At 40.8% G+C, this 16,308-nt stretch carries 15 protein-coding genes; 10 read left to right on the top strand and 5 right to left on the bottom strand.

The genetic code is table 11. The features are described from left to right. The first annotated feature begins 106 nt into the window (after positions 1–106). The 5 genes from B3209_RS09190 (at position 107) to B3209_RS09170 (ending at position 5,714) form a co-directional block, all read left to right on the top strand. A complete protein-coding gene (locus tag B3209_RS09190) occupies positions 107–1,036 on the top strand; it encodes an ABC transporter substrate-binding protein (RefSeq protein WP_295797679.1) in 930 nt (309 codons plus the stop codon). A 122-nt stretch (positions 1,037–1,158) separates the two neighbouring features. Next, complete coding sequence (locus B3209_RS09185) at positions 1,159–2,673, top strand: sugar ABC transporter ATP-binding protein (protein ID WP_296690546.1); 1,515 nt, start codon at positions 1,159–1,161, stop codon at positions 2,671–2,673. Further along, positions 2,670–3,764, top strand: coding sequence for an ABC transporter permease (locus B3209_RS09180; protein ID WP_296690545.1), 1,095 nt, complete (start codon positions 2,670–2,672; stop codon positions 3,762–3,764). The genes B3209_RS09185 and B3209_RS09180 overlap by 4 nt, the downstream gene beginning before the upstream one ends. Beyond that, positions 3,765–4,817 carry an ABC transporter permease subunit gene (locus B3209_RS09175; protein WP_296690544.1) on the top strand — a complete coding sequence of 351 codons (1,053 nt, stop codon included), beginning with the start codon at positions 3,765–3,767 and terminating at the stop codon, positions 4,815–4,817. It begins immediately after the preceding gene. Positions 4,818–4,931: 114 nt separating this feature from the next. Further along, a complete protein-coding gene (locus B3209_RS09170; RefSeq protein WP_296690543.1) occupies positions 4,932–5,714 on the top strand; it encodes a helix-turn-helix domain-containing protein in 783 nt (260 codons plus the stop codon). Between the two features lie 71 nt (positions 5,715–5,785). Here the strand turns inward: B3209_RS09170 and B3209_RS09165 are convergent, their stop codons facing one another. Both B3209_RS09165 and B3209_RS09160 read right to left on the bottom strand, forming a co-directional pair. Continuing rightward, a complete protein-coding gene (locus tag B3209_RS09165; RefSeq protein WP_273355447.1) occupies positions 5,786–6,646 on the bottom strand; it encodes a flagellin in 861 nt (286 codons plus the stop codon). A gap of 137 nt (positions 6,647–6,783) precedes the next feature. After that, on the bottom strand, positions 6,784–7,212 hold the full coding sequence (locus tag B3209_RS09160) for a hypothetical protein (RefSeq protein ID WP_295797656.1): 429 nt from the start codon (positions 7,210–7,212) through the stop codon (positions 6,784–6,786). Between the two features lie 110 nt (positions 7,213–7,322). Here B3209_RS09160 and B3209_RS09155 point away from each other — a divergent pair, with 110 nt between their 5' ends. From B3209_RS09155 to B3209_RS09135, 5 genes are all read left to right on the top strand, one after another. After that, a complete protein-coding gene (locus B3209_RS09155) occupies positions 7,323–8,261 on the top strand; it encodes an AraC family transcriptional regulator (RefSeq protein ID WP_295797653.1) in 939 nt (312 codons plus the stop codon). Next, positions 8,255–9,445: a bifunctional phosphopantothenoylcysteine decarboxylase/phosphopantothenate--cysteine ligase CoaBC gene (gene coaBC, locus B3209_RS09150; protein ID WP_296664006.1), complete on the top strand. Its 1,191-nt coding sequence runs from the start codon at positions 8,255–8,257 to the stop codon at positions 9,443–9,445. Before B3209_RS09155 ends, coaBC begins: the two co-directional genes overlap by 7 nt. A gap of 11 nt (positions 9,446–9,456) precedes the next feature. After that, on the top strand, positions 9,457–10,266 hold the full coding sequence (locus B3209_RS09145; RefSeq protein WP_296664007.1) for a mechanosensitive ion channel family protein: 810 nt from the start codon (positions 9,457–9,459) through the stop codon (positions 10,264–10,266). Positions 10,267–10,316: 50 nt separating this feature from the next. After that, positions 10,317–10,805 carry a hypothetical protein gene (locus tag B3209_RS09140; protein WP_296014780.1) on the top strand — a complete coding sequence of 163 codons (489 nt, stop codon included), beginning with the start codon at positions 10,317–10,319 and terminating at the stop codon, positions 10,803–10,805. Positions 10,806–10,883: 78 nt separating this feature from the next. Beyond that, entirely contained in the window at positions 10,884–11,984 is a 1,101-nt protein-coding gene (locus B3209_RS09135) for a hypothetical protein (protein WP_296664009.1), read from the top strand. Here B3209_RS09135 and B3209_RS09130 read toward each other — a convergent pair. From B3209_RS09130 to B3209_RS09120, 3 genes are all read right to left on the bottom strand, one after another. Beyond that, positions 11,981–13,525, bottom strand: a complete 1,545-nt coding sequence (locus B3209_RS09130; RefSeq protein ID WP_296664011.1) for a peptide ABC transporter substrate-binding protein — start codon at positions 13,523–13,525, stop codon at positions 11,981–11,983. The genes B3209_RS09135 and B3209_RS09130 overlap by 4 nt on opposite strands. 18 nt (positions 13,526–13,543) lie before the next feature. After that, entirely contained in the window at positions 13,544–14,950 is a 1,407-nt protein-coding gene (locus B3209_RS09125; RefSeq protein ID WP_296664013.1) for a hypothetical protein, read from the bottom strand. A 163-nt stretch (positions 14,951–15,113) separates the two neighbouring features. Then, positions 15,114–16,016 carry a 1-acyl-sn-glycerol-3-phosphate acyltransferase gene (locus B3209_RS09120; RefSeq protein ID WP_296664015.1) on the bottom strand — a complete coding sequence of 301 codons (903 nt, stop codon included), beginning with the start codon at positions 16,014–16,016 and terminating at the stop codon, positions 15,114–15,116. Positions 16,017–16,308 lie beyond the last annotated feature (292 nt).

Genomic DNA, 16,308 nt, shown 5'->3' with positions numbered 1-16,308 from the left:
AATCGGGAACAAAAAAACTATTCCTTTCCTTGCGGTTAAGAGTGATAATCATAATCACAAGGGGTGCAGAGGACATCCTTAAATCCAAACACACAGAGGTGCAGAAATGAAAAAGAATTTAGTTTTGGCTGCTGTAATGGCAATGATGGTTCTTCCAACATTCGCGGCAAAATTGGTAAAAGTCGGAATCATCAACAATGACCCGAACGAATCAGGCTACCGCACTGCGAACGTCAACGACATGAAAAAGACATTCACAAAGAAGAACGGCTACAAACCGACTTTCTTCTACAGCCTTAAAAACGACGAGCAGATTGCCGCCGCACGCAAAATGGTTCAGGACGAAGTTGACTACCTTCTGATTTCCGCAGCAGGAACTTCAGGATGGACATCAGTTCTCAAGGACGCGCAGGATGCCGGAATCAAAGTAATTCTCTTTGACCGCACAATCGACGCTGACGAAAGCCTTTACGAAGCTTCAATCGTTTCCGACATGGCGCAGGAAGGAAAAACTGCCGTAAACTGGCTTGCAGGACAGAATCTCAAGGAATACAACATCATCCACATTCAGGGCGTTATGGGCTCAGCGGCACAGATCGGACGTTCAGGCGCGCTTGACGAGAAGGCAAAGGCAGAAAGCAACTGGAACATCGTTGCCCAGCAGACAGCAGAATGGAACGCCGAAAACGCACAGCAGATTGTTCAGGCTGTAATCGATTCAGGCAAAAAATTCAACGTAATCTACGCTGAAAACGATGACATGGCAAAAGGCGCGGTTGCTGCTCTTGACAAGGCGGGAATCTCTCACGGTGTGGGCAAAGACGTAATCGTAATGGGATTCGACTGCAACAAATGGGCGCTTGAAGAGCTTCTTGCAAAGAGATGGAACTACGACGGCCAGTGCAATCCGTTCCAGGCTTCTTACATCGACGACATCATCAAGAACGGCGCAAAGCAGAAGACAGTCATAATGGACGAAAAGGGATTTGACGCTGCAACAATCACAAAGGCTGATGTCGCAAAATACGGTATCTAAGCGAAGTTATTACCGGATTCTTCGATAAACAACAGAAAAATTTGCTGGAGAATCCAATACCTTGGACACGGGGTTCGGATTACCTTGAAATCTGAATCCCGTGTTTTTTTTGGAGGCATAGCATGGAAGAAAAATCAGTTCTTGAAATGCGCGGAATACACAAAAAATTTCCCGGTGTATACGCATTGCAGAATATTGATTTTACTTTGCGTGAAGGCGAAATTCACGCTCTTATGGGAGAAAACGGAGCCGGAAAATCAACATTGATTAAGGTTCTGACAGGCGTACATCACAAGGATGAAGGCCAGGTTTTTGTAAAAGGAATCGGAGCGGTCAACATCCGTTCCCCGCAGGATGCCCAGAACGCAGGCATCTCGACAGTTTATCAGGAAATAACTCTCTGCCACAATCTCACCGTAGCGGAGAATATGTATATAGGAAGAACAAAAGGCCCGTTCACAAGCTGGAAAAAGATGAATGAGGGAGCCGAAAAAATTCTAAAGGATCTTGACATTCCTTGCGAGGCCGAGCAGCAGCTTTCTAGCTGTTCAATCGCCGTTCAGCAGATGGTCGCAATTGCGCGCGCCGTTGACATGGACTGCAAGATTCTGATTCTTGACGAGCCGACTTCTTCGCTTGACGATCAGGAAGTCCAGAAGCTTTTCCGGCTTATGCGGAATCTTCGCGCAAAGGGAGTCGGAATAATTTTCGTTACCCACTTTCTTGAGCAGGTTTACGAAATCTGCGACAGAATCACCGTTCTGCGCGACGGACAGCTTGTGGGCGAATACGAAATCCGCGACCTTCCGCGCCTTGAGCTTGTATCGAAAATGCTCGGAAAATCAGTCGAGAATCTTGACAAGTCCTCAAAATCTGCAGAAGCTCCGGTATTCGCTGCGGATGAAGTTCCGGTCTACGAGGCGGAAAACCTTTCAAGCACGGGCGGCGTAAAACCGTTCAACTTCAAGATTTACAAAGGCGAAGTAAACGGATTCACAGGACTTCTCGGATCGGGAAGAAGCGAGAGCGTGCGTGCGATATTCGGTGCGGACAAAGTTCTCGGCGGAAAAATAAAAGTAAACGGAAAAAGCGTGAACATCACAAAACCGATTCACGCGATGAAAAACGGAATCAGCTATCTGCCTGAAGACAGAAAACGCGACGGCATAATCGGCGACCTTTCCGTGAGAGAAAACCTGATTCTTGCGCTCCAGGTGATGAGAGGCTTCTTCAAACCGTTCAGCCGGGCGGAACAGGAAAAACTTGCGGACGAATACATCAAGCTTCTTGAGATAAAGACAGCTTCCGCGGAAACTCCGATAAAATCCCTTTCGGGCGGAAACCAGCAGAAAGTTCTTCTTGCGCGCGCCCTGCTCTCAAATCCGCAGTATCTGATTCTTGACGAGCCTACACGCGGAATCGACATCGGAACAAAAACGGAAATTCAGGAGCTTGTCCTGAAGCTTGCAAAGGAAGGCAAGAGCGTTACGTTCATCTCATCAGAAATCGACGAGATGCTCCGCACCTGCTCGCGTCTTATCGTCATGCGGGATCTCAAGCAGGTCGGAGAGCTTTCCGGCGATGACCTGAACCAGACAAAAATCATGGAAACTATCGCAGGAGGAGAAAAACAATGACTTCTAAAAAAATCACGGACTTCCTTCTTGGACTTGTAAAAAAGCAGATTTTCATTCCGATTGCGGCGCTGCTGATTCTTGTAATATTCAACCTTGCCGCGGATCCTTCATTCTTCAAGATTACGCTCGGTCAGAACAGCGAAGGCTTCCCTGTTCTTTCAGGCTATCTGATTACGATTTTAGACAACGCTTCAGAGCTTGTGATTCTTGCGATTGGAATGACGCTTGTAACGGCTGCTTCTGGCGGACAGGATATTTCCGTTGGAGCTGGAATTGCGATTGCAGGCTCGGTGGTTCTGCGTGTTCTTTGCGGAACGGATGCGCGTCCTGAAACACTTCAGGCTCCGATTTTCGTGGCATTTCTTGTCGGCTGCATTGTGAGCATGGCGTTCGGCGGATTCAACGGTGTTCTTGTATCGTACTTCAAGATTCAGCCGATGGTCGCAACTCTTATTCTTTTTACGGCCGGACGCTCAATCGCCGCCTGGATTAACGACAACGCGCTTCCGATTGTTGTGGAGCCTGTGTTCGGCTACTTCGGAAACTTTATTCCGGGAATTCCTGTTCCGACTCCGGTTTTCATCGCGATAATCTGCATAATAATCACGATGCTTGTTCTCAAATTCACGAACCTGGGGCTTTACACGCAGGCAGTGGGAATCAACAGCAACTCGTCAAGGCTTAACGGACTTGACCCTCAGTTCATCAAATTCATCACCTATGTGATTATGGGACTTTGCGTTGCGGTCGCCGGATTCATCAAAGTCTGCCGAATTTCTTCTATTAATTACTCCGTTATCGCAAAGGATATTGAAATGGATGCGATTCTTGCGGTCGCGCTCGGCGGAAATGCTTTGAGCGGCGGAAAATTCAATATGTGGGCTTCGATTCTCGGAGCTTACGTAATCCAGTTCCTTACGACAACGCTGTTCAAGTTCAATGTCGCTTCAACCGCGCTTCCGGCTTACAAGGCTGTCGTAGTCATCATTCTTGTTGTAATCAGCGCTCCGGTATTCCGCGAGAAAATGTCGCAGCTGGCAAAACAGATTTCCGGGGCAAGAAAACACGCTGTAGCGAATGGAGGCTGTTAAATGAACTTTCTAAATAAAAAAAAGCAGAACGATACTGTCCTTGCAAAAAGAAAACCGCTTTCAGACACGAACCTTCTTCTTGTGATTACGATTTCGGTATTTGTCGCGATGTATCTTCTTGCGGTCATTTTTCTAGGCGCAGGATTCAGGAAGCCTCAGACTTTCTTAAATCTGTTGAACGAGAACGCTTCGCTCATAGTTCTTTCGTGCGCGCTGAGCCTTGTAATGATTACCGGCGGAATCGACATTTCCGTGGGAACTGTAACAGCTCTTGTATGCATGTGCTGCGCAGTCCACCTTGACAAAAACGGCGGAACAATTGCGGGAGCGGTCATCTACGCGCTGATTATCGGAGTAAGCTTCGGACTTGTGCAGGGATTCCTTGTCGCCTTCCTTGACATTCAGCCGTTCATCGTCTCGCTTGCGGGAATGTTCTTCGCAAAAGGAATGACGACAATCGTAAACGCGACTCAGTTCAACGTAAAGCATGAGGGATTCGTAAAGCTCATAGAAACAAGAATCTACGTTCCGGGCATGGGCTCTGTGAACAAGGTCGGCAAGTACATTCCGGCTTATGTGGAACCGGGCGTTCTCGTGGCGCTCCTTGTTGTTGTGATTCTTTTCCTTGTGCTCAGGTGGACAAAACTCGGACGCAACTTCTATGCGGTTGGCGGAAACCAGCAGAGCGCGAATATGCTCGGAATCAATGTTCCGATGACAAAATTCCTTGCGCACTTCATCTGCTCGGTTCTTGCGGCAATCGGCGGATTCGTATACTTCATGCACGTAGGCTCAGCATCTCCAAGCCATGCAAGCGGCTACGAAATGAACGCAATCGCATCTTCGATTATCGGCGGAACAATGCTCACGGGCGGAGTCGGAAACATCGCGGGAACGTTCTTCGGCGTGCTTTCACTTGCGACAATCAAGAACATCGTGTCCTCTCTCGGACTTGACGACGCCTGGTGGACAAACATCACGGTTGCTTTCATGATTTGTCTTTTCCTCCTGATTCAGAGCGTGGTTCTTTCAAGGAAGAATTCAAAACAATAAACTTAAGTCTTTGACAAAACTGATGATTTGATACAAAATTACGGCTGCCCCTGAAAACTTGGAGCAGCCGTTTTTAAAAGCCTTGAAATGATATTTTGATTTTTATAAAAACAGATGAGAATAGATTTTGCCGGAGCATTTTACAAGAAAACCGAAGAATCCTCTTTTAAAATGAAATTTGTCTCAGGAACAAAAGAATGCGTCCTTCTTCATTTTTACAATCCCATGGTCATCACATTGGAAGGAAAACAGATTGAAACCCAGGCGAACGCGTGCATTCTTTACAGACCCGGAACTCCGCAGATTTACTGGTGCAAGAACAACGAATTTGAAAACGACTACATAAAATTTCTTCCGGCGGACATGACTTTTTTCAACGACTTTCAGATTCCGTTTGACGAGATTTTTTACGTGACCGATTCCGATATAATCAGGCGCGAGATGACGGACATCACTTACTTTCTGACTGAACGCTACGAAAACCACGACCACGAGCTTTTGGACCGCCTGTGCAAGGTTCTGTCCAACCTCCAGAACAACCGGCTTTATCCGAGCATAAAAACAAAGCGCGAAAGTGAAACCCGGTTCAGACTCAACCAGCTCAGAAAAAAAGTTTCGGAAAATCCTGAAAAATGGACAGTTGACCTTATGGCGGACAATTTCTTTCTAACACGCTCGCATTTTTCGGTATTATACAAGAAGACTTTCGGAGTCACTCCGCAGACAGACATCCACTTTTTTGTGAACGAAAAAGCCCTCCGCCTCCTGAATACAACCGAACTCACAGTCCAGGAAATCTCCCAGAAATGCGGCTACAACGAATGCGAGAATTTCATCCGCGCCTTCAAGAAAATGAACGGCGTCTCTCCGCACCAGTACAGAAAACAAAATAAATAAAAAAAGCTTCCTTAAAAGTTTTTCACTTCTAGGGAAGCTTTCGTTACGCAGATTTTACGCCGCTTTCAATTCTACTGGAGAAGAGAAAGAACGTTCTGTGAGCTCTGGTTTGCCTGAGCAAGCATCGCTGTTCCAGCCTGAGAAAGAACCTGGTTCTTTGTAAAGTCAACCATTTCCTTAGCCATGTCTGTGTCGCGGATGCGGCTCTCAGAAGCCTGAAGGTTTTCTGCACCAATATCAAGACCAACAACTGTCTTTTCAAGGCGGTTCTGATATGCACCAAGGTCTGCGCGCTGTTTGTTAATCTTCTTGATTGCTTCATCCAAAGTTCCGATTGCGCGGTTTGCTTCGTCTGGGCTTTCAAGAGTCATAATCTCTTCTGTTCCAACTGCGCGGAGTCCAAGAGCTGCTGCGCTCATTGTTCCAATATATACCTGTGTGCGCTGATCCATGTTTGCGCCAATGTGAAGCCACATAGAAGCTGTAACGCTGTTTTCACCTGTTGGGCGTGCAAAACGACCAGTAAGCATGTTCATGCCGTTGAACTGTGCGCAAGAAGCAATGCGGTCAACTTCAGCGATGAGTGAAGAAACTTCAACCTGAATCTGCATACGATCTTCGTCAGTGTAGATTCCGTTGCTTGACTGAACTGCAAGCTCGCGGATGCGCTGGATAATATCTTCAGTTTCCTGAAGGTATCCTTCTGTTGTCTGGATAAAAGAAATGCCGTTCTTTGCGTTTGTAGAAGCCTGATTCAATCCACGAATCTGGGATCTCATTTTTTCTGAAACAGCAAGTCCAGAAGCATCATCACCGGCGCGGTTGATTTTCATTCCAGAAGAGAGTTTTTCCATGTTCTTCTGGTTGTTCAAATCAGTCAAACCCTGTGAACGCTGTGCAAACATTGCACTCATGTTGTGATTGATAACCATAATTTATCTCCTATGATCAAGATACTGGAGTTCTAAGCAAACATTTTGTGCCTGCTTCCCCTGCTTTGGGTTTACCACCCTATATTTTGATTGTCGGAGTTTGATTTTTTTACTTTAGATTTTTTTTAGATAAAATGCTATTTTTTTCCTTTGCAGCATGAATTGCAACCGGTTACAATAACGTGCTTTTTTCCTTCAGTTTTATTAAAAAGCCGGGCAACAAGATGTCCGTCTGCAAGAGAAATTTCTTTATGGCAAACAGGACAAATTCTTTTTAATCCAGGCTCAACTCGCGGATAGCAATGCGGACAGCCGTTTATCGTGCAAAGCTGATCCGGAACATTCATAGGTCTGTAAACTCTGCTAACCAAATCTTCACCCGGAAGAAGAGAAGAACCGCAAATTGGACACGAAACCAAAAGTCCTTTTTTCTGTGCATTTTCACTGCGGATTTTTCTAGCTTTAAGTTCTGAATTTTTATTTTCCAAGGATTTAAATTTTATATAAAGATTCAGCAAGAAAATTATAAGCGCAAAAACAGCAACGGCAATAAAATAAGTCAGCATAAAGGCATTATAAATTCTAAAAAACTTTATTTCAACAAAAAGCTGCCCAACTAAAACAAAAGGTTGTTTTTGATAAAACCACATGATATAATCGGAACGAGAATAAAAATATGACAAAAGTATCTTCTGACTTGAAAGAAAAAATTCCTGTAAATGAACGGCAGCAGCGCGGAACTTCGCTTTTTCCGTTGCAGTACAATTTTTGCAATACAGAAAATCCGTACTACGACTTGTGGCTTCATTGGCATACAGAATTTGAGCTTATCCACATTCTTTCTGGGAGCTACAATCTTTTTCTTGGCGACCACGAAATTGTTTTAAACAAAGGAGATTCTTGCATTATTCCCGGAAAAATTGTCCACGGAGACGCACCAGAAAAAGGCGCAAGTAAATACGAATCCGCTGTTTTTGATATTGAACTTTTGCGCCAGCATGGATTCAGTCCGGACAGTTTTATAAACGACATTATATTGGAAAATATTTCGCTGCAAAATTATATTCCGGCGGAACAAAAAGATATTTTTTGCACAATTGAATTTTTATTCGACACAATCCGCGAGCAAAGAGAAGGCTGGGACATAATCGCTTCCGGCGCGCTGATTGTTTTCTTTGGGCTTTTAAAAAAGAATCACTTTTATTCGGAAAAGAAAATTCTTCCGGCGCAAAAAAGAGCTAGAAATAAAAAGCTTGATCTTGTTTTGGATTTTATAAAAAAGAACTACGGAAACGACATTTCACTTGAGCAACTTTCTGTGGCAGCCGGATTTTCGCCAAAATATTTTTGCCGTGTTTTTAAAGAAATGACAGGACGTTCTCCAGTTGAATATTTAAACTGGTTTAGAATCAGCAGAAGCTGCGCGCTTTTACGGGAATCCAACGACAAGCTCTTGAACATCGCTCAAAAATGCGGATTCAAAGATTTCAGCTATTTTATAAAAATGTTCCACAGATACAAAGGAATGACGCCGCTCAAATACAGAAACATGGAATTAAAGGCAAACAAAGCTTCAGAAACTGAATCCGCGCAAAAGGAAAACAAAATATGCTAAAAGACAAAACAATTTTAGTCGGAGTTACAGGAAGCATTGCGGCATACAAGACAGCAACACTTGTAAGCATGCTTGTAAAAACAGGAGCTGAAGTCCGCGTTCTAATGACAAAAAACGCCACAAACATAATTAATCCGATTGCATTTGAAACTCTAAGCGGACACAAATGCCTCATAGATACTTTTGACAGAAATTTTGAATTCAAAGTAAACCATGTTTCACTTGCGCAAAAGGCGGATATTTTTTTAATTGCTCCGGCAACTGCAAACACAATCGCAAAAGTTGCAAACGGAATGGCAGACGATATGCTGACTTCTGTTTTCCTTGCTGCAAAATGCCCAAAGATAATTTGTCCTGCAATGAACACAGCAATGTACGAAAATCCAATAACGCAAGACAATCTTGAAAAATGCAAAAAGTTCGGATTTAAAATCCTTGAGCCGGAAACAGGACTTCTTGCTTGCGGTGAAAAAGGAAAAGGAAAAATGCCTGAGCCTCAAGCAATATTTGAATTTATTGAAAATGAAATTTCATTTGAAAAAGATTTTCTAGGCAAAAAAATTCTTGTTACAGCCGGACCAACTCAAGAAGCAATAGATCCTGTTCGGTTTATCACAAACCATTCATCTGGAAAAATGGGCTATTCAATTGCAAAAACAGCGGCAGCAAGAGGCGCGCAAGTAACTTTAATTTCAGGCCCGACATCGCTTAACCTGCCGCAAAATGCAAAGACAATAAAAATCACAAGCGCAAAAGAAATGTTTGAAGCCGTAAAAGAAAATGCGCCGGACTTTGACATAATAATAAAATCCGCGGCAGTTGCAGATTTCCGTCCAAAAAATATCAGCTCTGAAAAAATAAAAAAAACAGGCGAAGAGTTTTCAATAGAACTTGAGCGCACAGACGACATTCTTGCTTTCCTTGGAAAAAATAAAAAGCCGAATCAAATTCTCTGCGGATTTTCTATGGAAACACAAAACTTAATTGAAAATTCCAAGAAAAAACTTTCAGCCAAAAATTTGGATTTAATCATCGCAAACAATTTAAAAACTCCGGGCGCAGGCTTTCAAGCGGACACAAATCAAGCCACAATAATTACAAAAGATTTTCAAAAAGAACTTCCACTGATGCAAAAAGAAGAACTTGCAAGCCGCATACTTGATGAAATAAAAGCATTTTTATAGAAGGAAAATTCATGGAAGAAAATTTTTCACAGGCAATTGAAAAAACAAAAAGCATTTTGCACGCAGATGAATTTATAAAATATTTCACATTTGAAAATATACTAAAAATTGCAATAAGCATTGTTTCCATCATAATTTTCTATATTGTCTATAGGCTAATAAAAAAATTCATAAGAATAAAAGCGGCGGCAAAACTTGAAAAAAACACTGCAGTCCTTGTAAACAAAGCCATAAGCTACATTTTTTATGTTTTAATCGGAATGTACATTTTGGGACTTTTCGGAATCAACTTAAAAGCAATTTGGGGCGCAGCTGGAGTTGCGGGACTTGCAATCGGATTTGCAGCGCAAACAAGCGTCAGTAATTTTATAAGCGGACTTTTTGTGCTCGGCGAAAAATCCATGAAAATCGGAGATACAATTTCTGTAAGCGGAACAAGCGGAACTGTAGAATCCGTAGGGCTTTTAAGCGTAAAAATAAAAACTTTAGACAATCAGCTAGTCAGAATTCCAAACAGCAGCATAATAAATTCCGTGCTGACAAATTACAGCAGCTACAAAACGACAAGACAAACTTTTGAAATTCATATAAGTTACGAAGCCGACTTGCAAAAAGCAATGCAAAAAATAAAAGAAATTGCATTGAGCTGCTCAGTAGTTCTTAAGTCTCCGGAACCGCAAGTTTTTTATGACGGACTTGGAGGTTCCGCAAAATTAAAACTTATAGTCTGGATAAAAAATGAAGATTTAATTCAAGCCAAAAACTGCATTTTAACCGGCATTGTAAAAAACTTCAGGCAGGAAAATATAAAAATAATGTAAAGATTGAACTTTTTCTGCAATTTTTTTTATTCTGCGGATATATAATAAGCATGAAAAACTTTTTATTTATCTGCCCGGTCATTTTATTTTTTTCCTGCGAATTTTTCAGCTACACAGAAAATGAAAAATTCAGTCTTCCGTATTCAGGCGAATGGAGTGTTAAAACAAGCCGTCAGCCGGATTCAGAAGAAATATTTGTCATCGGAAGAAATTTTTACTCTGAAGTAAACAAAAACGAAGCTACAGCCTTGCTCGCCTATTCGCATTCAGATAAAAAAATCTACGGCGCAATTTATCCATACGGAAACAATTTGACTTATTTAGATGGATTTGCCGCGGAAGTTTTGTTTTCAATTTCAGCCGCCGCAGTGGATTCCGATTCATGCAAAAATGAATATCTTTCAAAATTCAACTGGCAAAAACTCATGGAAGAATGCCGCGTCTTTGAAGAAAATGTCTGGAAGCTTGACAAAGAAAGAATCATGAAAAAAATTTCTTCAGGCAATTTCAAAAAGAGTGATTTAAAACTATTGGAATGAAAAAGAATTCGTTGTATCATAAAATGGATTTTTAAATAAGGATTTAAAATGAAAAAAATATTTTTCAAAATGCTCATTGTGGCAAATTTAATATTTCTGTTTTCTTGCGCAAAAAAAAATAAAACTGCCACAACTGAACTGCCGACTGTAAAAATCCATAACTGGTACTATTTTTCAAATGAAGGATTTCAAAAAATCGATTTGCCGCAAAACGCTCCAGAAGTTTATGAAAAACCCTGGACAGAATCAGTGCGAATAACAAGCGCGGCAAGCCTGGTAGATTTAGAAAATAAAACTTCTGAATTTTCTGCATACGCCTTAGTAAATAAAAAAGGACTTCTTTGCTTTAACAACGACAAAATAGAGCTTTATTGCGACAATTCAATTTTTCTTCCGGACACTGCGGATTTTTTGGTTTTCAGCGACGGAAAGCCTGTTTTTTACTTGTACAGAAGCAGTTTTTTTAATTCAGATTTTAATCAAACTACAATTCACAGCACGCGACCTTTTCTTGTTGAATTTGCACCGGACTCAAAACTTTTCTACCCAATAGTTTCTTATTCAAATTTAAATCTTAAAGATGAAGATCAAATTACAGGATATTTTTGGGACGGAAAAACTTGGGCTTGTTCTGCAAAAAAAATAGTACAAAACGGAGTTGAATTTTCATATTTTTGCTGGCAGCCTTTAGTTCCTTTGACAGAAGCCTGTCCTGCGTTGGGCCAAGAAATTTTTATGTTCAATCCATTGACAGAAGACAGCTACAAAAAAATGATTCTTCCCAAGCTTTTTGAAGAATCGCCTGAAGAACTAAAATCGCTGCTTGCCTCTATTCCCAAAGAATTTTCATTTTATATTTCATGGAAAAATCCATCTGGAACAAGTCCAGAAAACTACAGCCACATTGGAACATCCGACAATTTTTTGAGCGCGCACGCAGGATTTTCAGCTGGAAAAAAATACATAACAGCAGTTTTTTCAGACGGCACAACTTACATAAAAAAATCAGCAGAAAATTCCATAAAAGCATTCAGGCTTCCGCTTTTGCCAAAAGGATTTTCTTATGGAGAAATGGCAGTTTCTGGAGACACGCTTTATGTCGCATGGGAAGAAAGTTCCTTTTTTAAAACTGCAAGAGCCGGCTTTATCAGCGTAAATTTAAAGGAAATAATAAATTAATAGCATACTAAGTTCGGAACTTTTGAAAACGGAGCTGGCTTTATATAAAGATATTTCAGCGGATGAATATCAAGTCCATTCACTTTCCAGCCGCCGATTTCATCAGTATTAACAAGATGCGCGCTTACAGGATGCGAAACAGGAATCAGAACGCTTTCATCCAAAAGAATCTGCTCAGCCTGCGCCATAAGTTTGTAACGATCGGAAATATTGTCAATCCGTGAAGCTTCCTGCAAAAGAGAATCGTAAGTTTCATTTTTGAATCCAGAAACATTCAGCGAAGAATTTCCGCGGAAAAGCTCAAGAAAAGCCAGCGGGTCAGCAAAGTCGCCAATCCAAGAATAATGGAACAAGTCAGCTTTCCAGGACGGAATCGAAGCATTGTATCTGTCAAAGCTTGTTGTCTGAATTTTAAAATCCACACCAAGCGGTTCCCAGGCATTTTTCAAAATTTGCGCGCACTCTGAAAGGTAACCATCGCCAGTCGCAGCAAAAATCAACGTCAGTTTTTCTTCCTGTGGAATTCCATTTTTCTGCCGCGCTTCATTCATCATTTTTAAAGCATCGCTTTCATCATAATCTGAAATTCCTGCAACTTCAGGATAACCCGGCAAAGGATAAATGAAAGTTTCAGCTTTTATATTGAATTTTTCACGCAGCTTGTCATAAGGAATTGCTTCAAGCAATGCGTCTCGGAATTCTTTTTTTGCCCAGACATTGTCTTGCTTTTTAAAGAAAAAATAGGACGTTCCAAATTCAGTGCCAATCAAAAGCTTTGACTTGTCAATTATTTTTGAAGCTTCGGCATTTCCCATAATCCAGTCAATTTCGCCGTTGTTGAATTTGTGGGAATTTTCAGAATAATCATCGCTTAAAGAAATTTTTATTTCAGGAACTTTCACATTTTCAGAATCCCAGTAAAATTCATTTTTCTTAATTAGAATTTCATTTCCGTCGTAAGATTCAAGCGCAAAAGCCCCGCTATAGACATTTTTATTTTCACTTACAACACTAAAAGCATGATGGCACAAAATTTTCGGAAGATGACCAGCCGGTTCAGTCAAATGGACAACAACTGTAAAATCATCTCTTGCATCGATTCTTACATCCTGCGCAGAAATTTTTCCCTGCCTAAAATCAGACGCGCCTTCTATGCAATCCAAAAGCGAAGCAAACGGAGCGTTAGCAGTTTCCAAAAGTGAAATCCAGGAATTTCTTACATCTTTTGCAGTAATCAAATTTCCGTCGCTGAATTTCGCATCATTTCGCAAGGAAAATGTCCAGCGTTTTTTATCACGTGAAATTTTATATGACGAGCAAATCGCAGGCAAAGGCGCAAGATTAACAGGGTCATAAGAAAAAAGTCCTTCGTACAAGCCAGTAAAAAGCTGAGCTTCGGCAGTAAAAGCGGCCGTATGCGGATTCATGTCATAAGAATGAAGCGATGCGCAAATATTGACTCTGCGTTGCTTTGGCAAATCCTGTGCAAAAGAAAATACGCTAATTAAAAAGAAAACTAACGCTGCAAAAACTTTTTTCAAATTAAACCTCTATAAAACTTATAAAATTCCAAGTTTTTTCATCTGTTCCTGCTCTTCAACATAGGAAAGATATTCTGCACGTTTCTGGTTAAATTTGACAACAATATTTTTGATTGTCATAAGCTCCATAGACAAACCTTTGATTCTTGAGCGGTCAACAGTTTTTGAAGTATTCTTGAAAAATTCATCAAGCCCGTAAAGCTGCGCAAAAATATGATTGTTTTCAACCATCTGCTTGTTTAAATATTCAAGAATCGCTGAATCATTCTGGCTGTCGGCTTTTTTATAGCCAGGTGAATTCGGACTGATAAACGAAGCATAAACTCGCGTTTTTTTCTGAAGAGTTGCATAAAATTCGTTGTATTTTATTGTTTCTTTTTTCTTTGTTTCTGTGCGCTTGTCAGTAATAAAAATATCGTAAGAAACGGGCGGCTCTTCCAATCCAAAAAGATTTCTTAAAAATCTAAGAATTGCGTCTTTAAAAGTTTTCTTTTCACTCTGAAGAATTTCATGGTTAAAGTTGACCTTTTCAGCAATTGCCTTGAACTGCTCTCCTGTTGAAGCCAAAATCCGCAAAGCATCCATTATAATTGCGTGAGTGTCAATCGTAGATTTTTTTTCTTCCTTGACATCTTTTATTTTCAGCCTTTCGTACAAAGAATTTTGCAGTTTTTCTTTTTCTGGTGAAGTTTCTTCCACAACCAGTTCAGAAACAAGCTCGTTATTAAACGCTTTTCCCGGAAAGCAAGATGGAAAAAGCCTCTTTATTTCACCAAGCAATGCGCCCGAAGAAGCAAACGCCTTTTCTTTGTCAAAGGATGGATTTGCAAAAACTTTTTTTCTGATTTCAACTTTATAACGTTCACGCTGAAAATCCGCAAGGTTCTTTAAGCCGCTGTCAATTTCAGCCATCGCAGTTTGTGTTTTTGAAACGCTGTCTTTTAGAAGACTTTGAACTATCGGCTGAACTCCGCTTTTAAGTTCATTCATGGCAATTGCAAGCGCACGCGTATTAGGCCGAGTTGAATTAACGCTCAAGTTTGCCCAAGAAAAAGTATTGTTCAGCTCAAGCATTTTTTTAATTTTTCCGTTGTCAAGCTGCGAAACAGAAAATTTCATAAAGTTGCAGACATAATCCAGCATCGTTTCATATTGGCTTAGTCTTATTCCAAGAACAATTGAACGCTCGTTATCTGCAAAAGATGAAGTTTCAGGCAAGGAAATTGCAGTAATGCGGCTGTCATTTTTATACGGATCTGGAACAACCAAAGATCTTTTTACAAGATTGTCAAAAATATTCCTCAAGCAGGAAAAATGAAGCCTATAATCTTCCAAAAGTTTAGGAAGCTCCACATTGTCAAACCATTGCTCCCGCTCTTCTGCAGCTGAAATAATTTTCTGATTAAAATTTTCATTCTCGGTCATATTTTTTTCCATAAGATATTAGCACAGCGGAACAAAAGGAGCAATTCCAATAAGAAAGCTTTTTTCCGCAGAATTACCTTACAATGCTGATAAACATTTTCTTTTAAATTTCGGAAAAAAATAACCGTTGCTTAATAAAGTTTTTTGATTTAAAAACGATTTATTAAGAAAGCCGTGTCTTTTCCACATTTTCGTGCTGAGTTTCAAGAATATCCATGATTTTATCTATCATTTTCTGCTTAGGATCAGGTTCACTTTCTGGCAAAGTCGCAAGATATTCACTGCGGAATTTTTTGCATTCAATAACAGGACTTGCTGTGAATACGAGTTTATCAGAACCAACCAAATCGCTCAGCATATCTTCTTTTCCGTCCTGAATTTCAAGAATCGAACCGTTTATGCTTACACAAATTGCAATGTCAAACAAACGAAGGTAACTGTCAATTTCCCGCAATCCGCGTTTTGTTTCAGGATGTCCCGGACGGTATCTTGTTCCCGATGGAAAAACCAAAATAACTTCACCACGTTTCTTGCAGTCATCCATTGCACGCATTGCAGCCAAATTAATTTTTCTTGCCTTGAGCATTTCTTCCTTTGCTTCTTCTTCAGACTGAGCCTTTTCTTCATTTTTTGTGAGGCTTCTAGTAGGATAAATTACAACCCTCGTGAAACTTTCGGCAAATGCACGGACAATAGGATTGTCTTCATTCAGTTTCATGCCTGCAATTGCAACTGTCCGTTTAGAAAGATCAGCCAAATCCGAATTTCCACTGTGCTCAAGCATATAAAGCAAAGCCGGCAAATCTGTATTTGAATAATGTTCCATTAAAATCAGCCCGCTTTTTCCTGATTTCACCTGATTATAAAAATCCAAAAAATTATTAATGCCACCTAAATAACTTTCTGGCAAAAGATTGTCTTCAACCAGTTTATCCATCAGTTTTCTATTTTTTGGGTTTGCAAGTTGATAAACATTTGAGCTGTCAATTTTAGCAGCAGCAACAGAATTCAATGAAAGAGCTTTAAAAAAGTCAGCATAAGCTTCACGGATGGTTTTCTTTTCCATGCAATAACCTCATAATGTAAACAATTAAGAAAAATAAAAAAGTGATTTTTTATTTTAAATGCAAAATACGAAGATGTCAACAAAGGAGCAAGAAACTGTGCCAGAAAAGTAAATCAACGGCTATCTGAGGGCGATAAAGGTGACCCTGCGCAGTTCCTCTTGGCACTCAGAGAGGCGGCGCTTTATTGCCACGGCAAAAAAGAGACCTCCCGCATGTCGGGAGGCCTGTAGAAAAATAAAGAAGCCGGCCGCTACCTGCTTTCCCGCCGCATGGCAGTATCATCGGCGCAGG

Source organism: Treponema sp. UBA6852 (genome assembly GCA_002449305.1).
Classification (GTDB): Bacteria; Spirochaetota; Spirochaetia; order Treponematales; family Treponemataceae; genus Treponema_D.
The sequence above is the reverse complement of the archived record's forward strand: the minus strand, read 5'-3'. Positions and strand labels throughout refer to the sequence as shown.

Bases quoted from the DNA above. Each gene is read 5' to 3' on its own strand.
- B3209_RS09170 (WP_296690543.1), top strand. From the start codon at position 4,932: ATGAGAATAGATTTTGCCGGAGCATTTTACAAGAAAACCGAAGAATCC.
- B3209_RS09120 (WP_296664015.1), bottom strand. From the start codon at position 16,016: ATGGAAAAGAAAACCATCCGTGAAGCTTATGCTGACTTTTTTAAAGCT.
- B3209_RS09125 (WP_296664013.1), bottom strand. From the start codon at position 14,950: ATGACCGAGAATGAAAATTTTAATCAGAAAATTATTTCAGCTGCAGAA.
- B3209_RS09160 (WP_295797656.1), bottom strand. From the start codon at position 7,212: ATGCTGACTTATTTTATTGCCGTTGCTGTTTTTGCGCTTATAATTTTC.
- coaBC (WP_296664006.1), top strand. From the start codon at position 8,255: ATGCTAAAAGACAAAACAATTTTAGTCGGAGTTACAGGAAGCATTGCG.
- B3209_RS09180 (WP_296690545.1), top strand. From the start codon at position 2,670: ATGACTTCTAAAAAAATCACGGACTTCCTTCTTGGACTTGTAAAAAAG.
- B3209_RS09175 (WP_296690544.1), top strand. From the start codon at position 3,765: ATGAACTTTCTAAATAAAAAAAAGCAGAACGATACTGTCCTTGCAAAA.
- B3209_RS09145 (WP_296664007.1), top strand. From the start codon at position 9,457: ATGGAAGAAAATTTTTCACAGGCAATTGAAAAAACAAAAAGCATTTTG.
- B3209_RS09165 (WP_273355447.1), bottom strand. From the start codon at position 6,646: ATGGTTATCAATCACAACATGAGTGCAATGTTTGCACAGCGTTCACAG.
- B3209_RS09155 (WP_295797653.1), top strand. From the start codon at position 7,323: ATGACAAAAGTATCTTCTGACTTGAAAGAAAAAATTCCTGTAAATGAA.
- B3209_RS09185 (WP_296690546.1), top strand. From the start codon at position 1,159: ATGGAAGAAAAATCAGTTCTTGAAATGCGCGGAATACACAAAAAATTT.
- B3209_RS09140 (WP_296014780.1), top strand. From the start codon at position 10,317: ATGAAAAACTTTTTATTTATCTGCCCGGTCATTTTATTTTTTTCCTGC.
- B3209_RS09190 (WP_295797679.1), top strand. From the start codon at position 107: ATGAAAAAGAATTTAGTTTTGGCTGCTGTAATGGCAATGATGGTTCTT.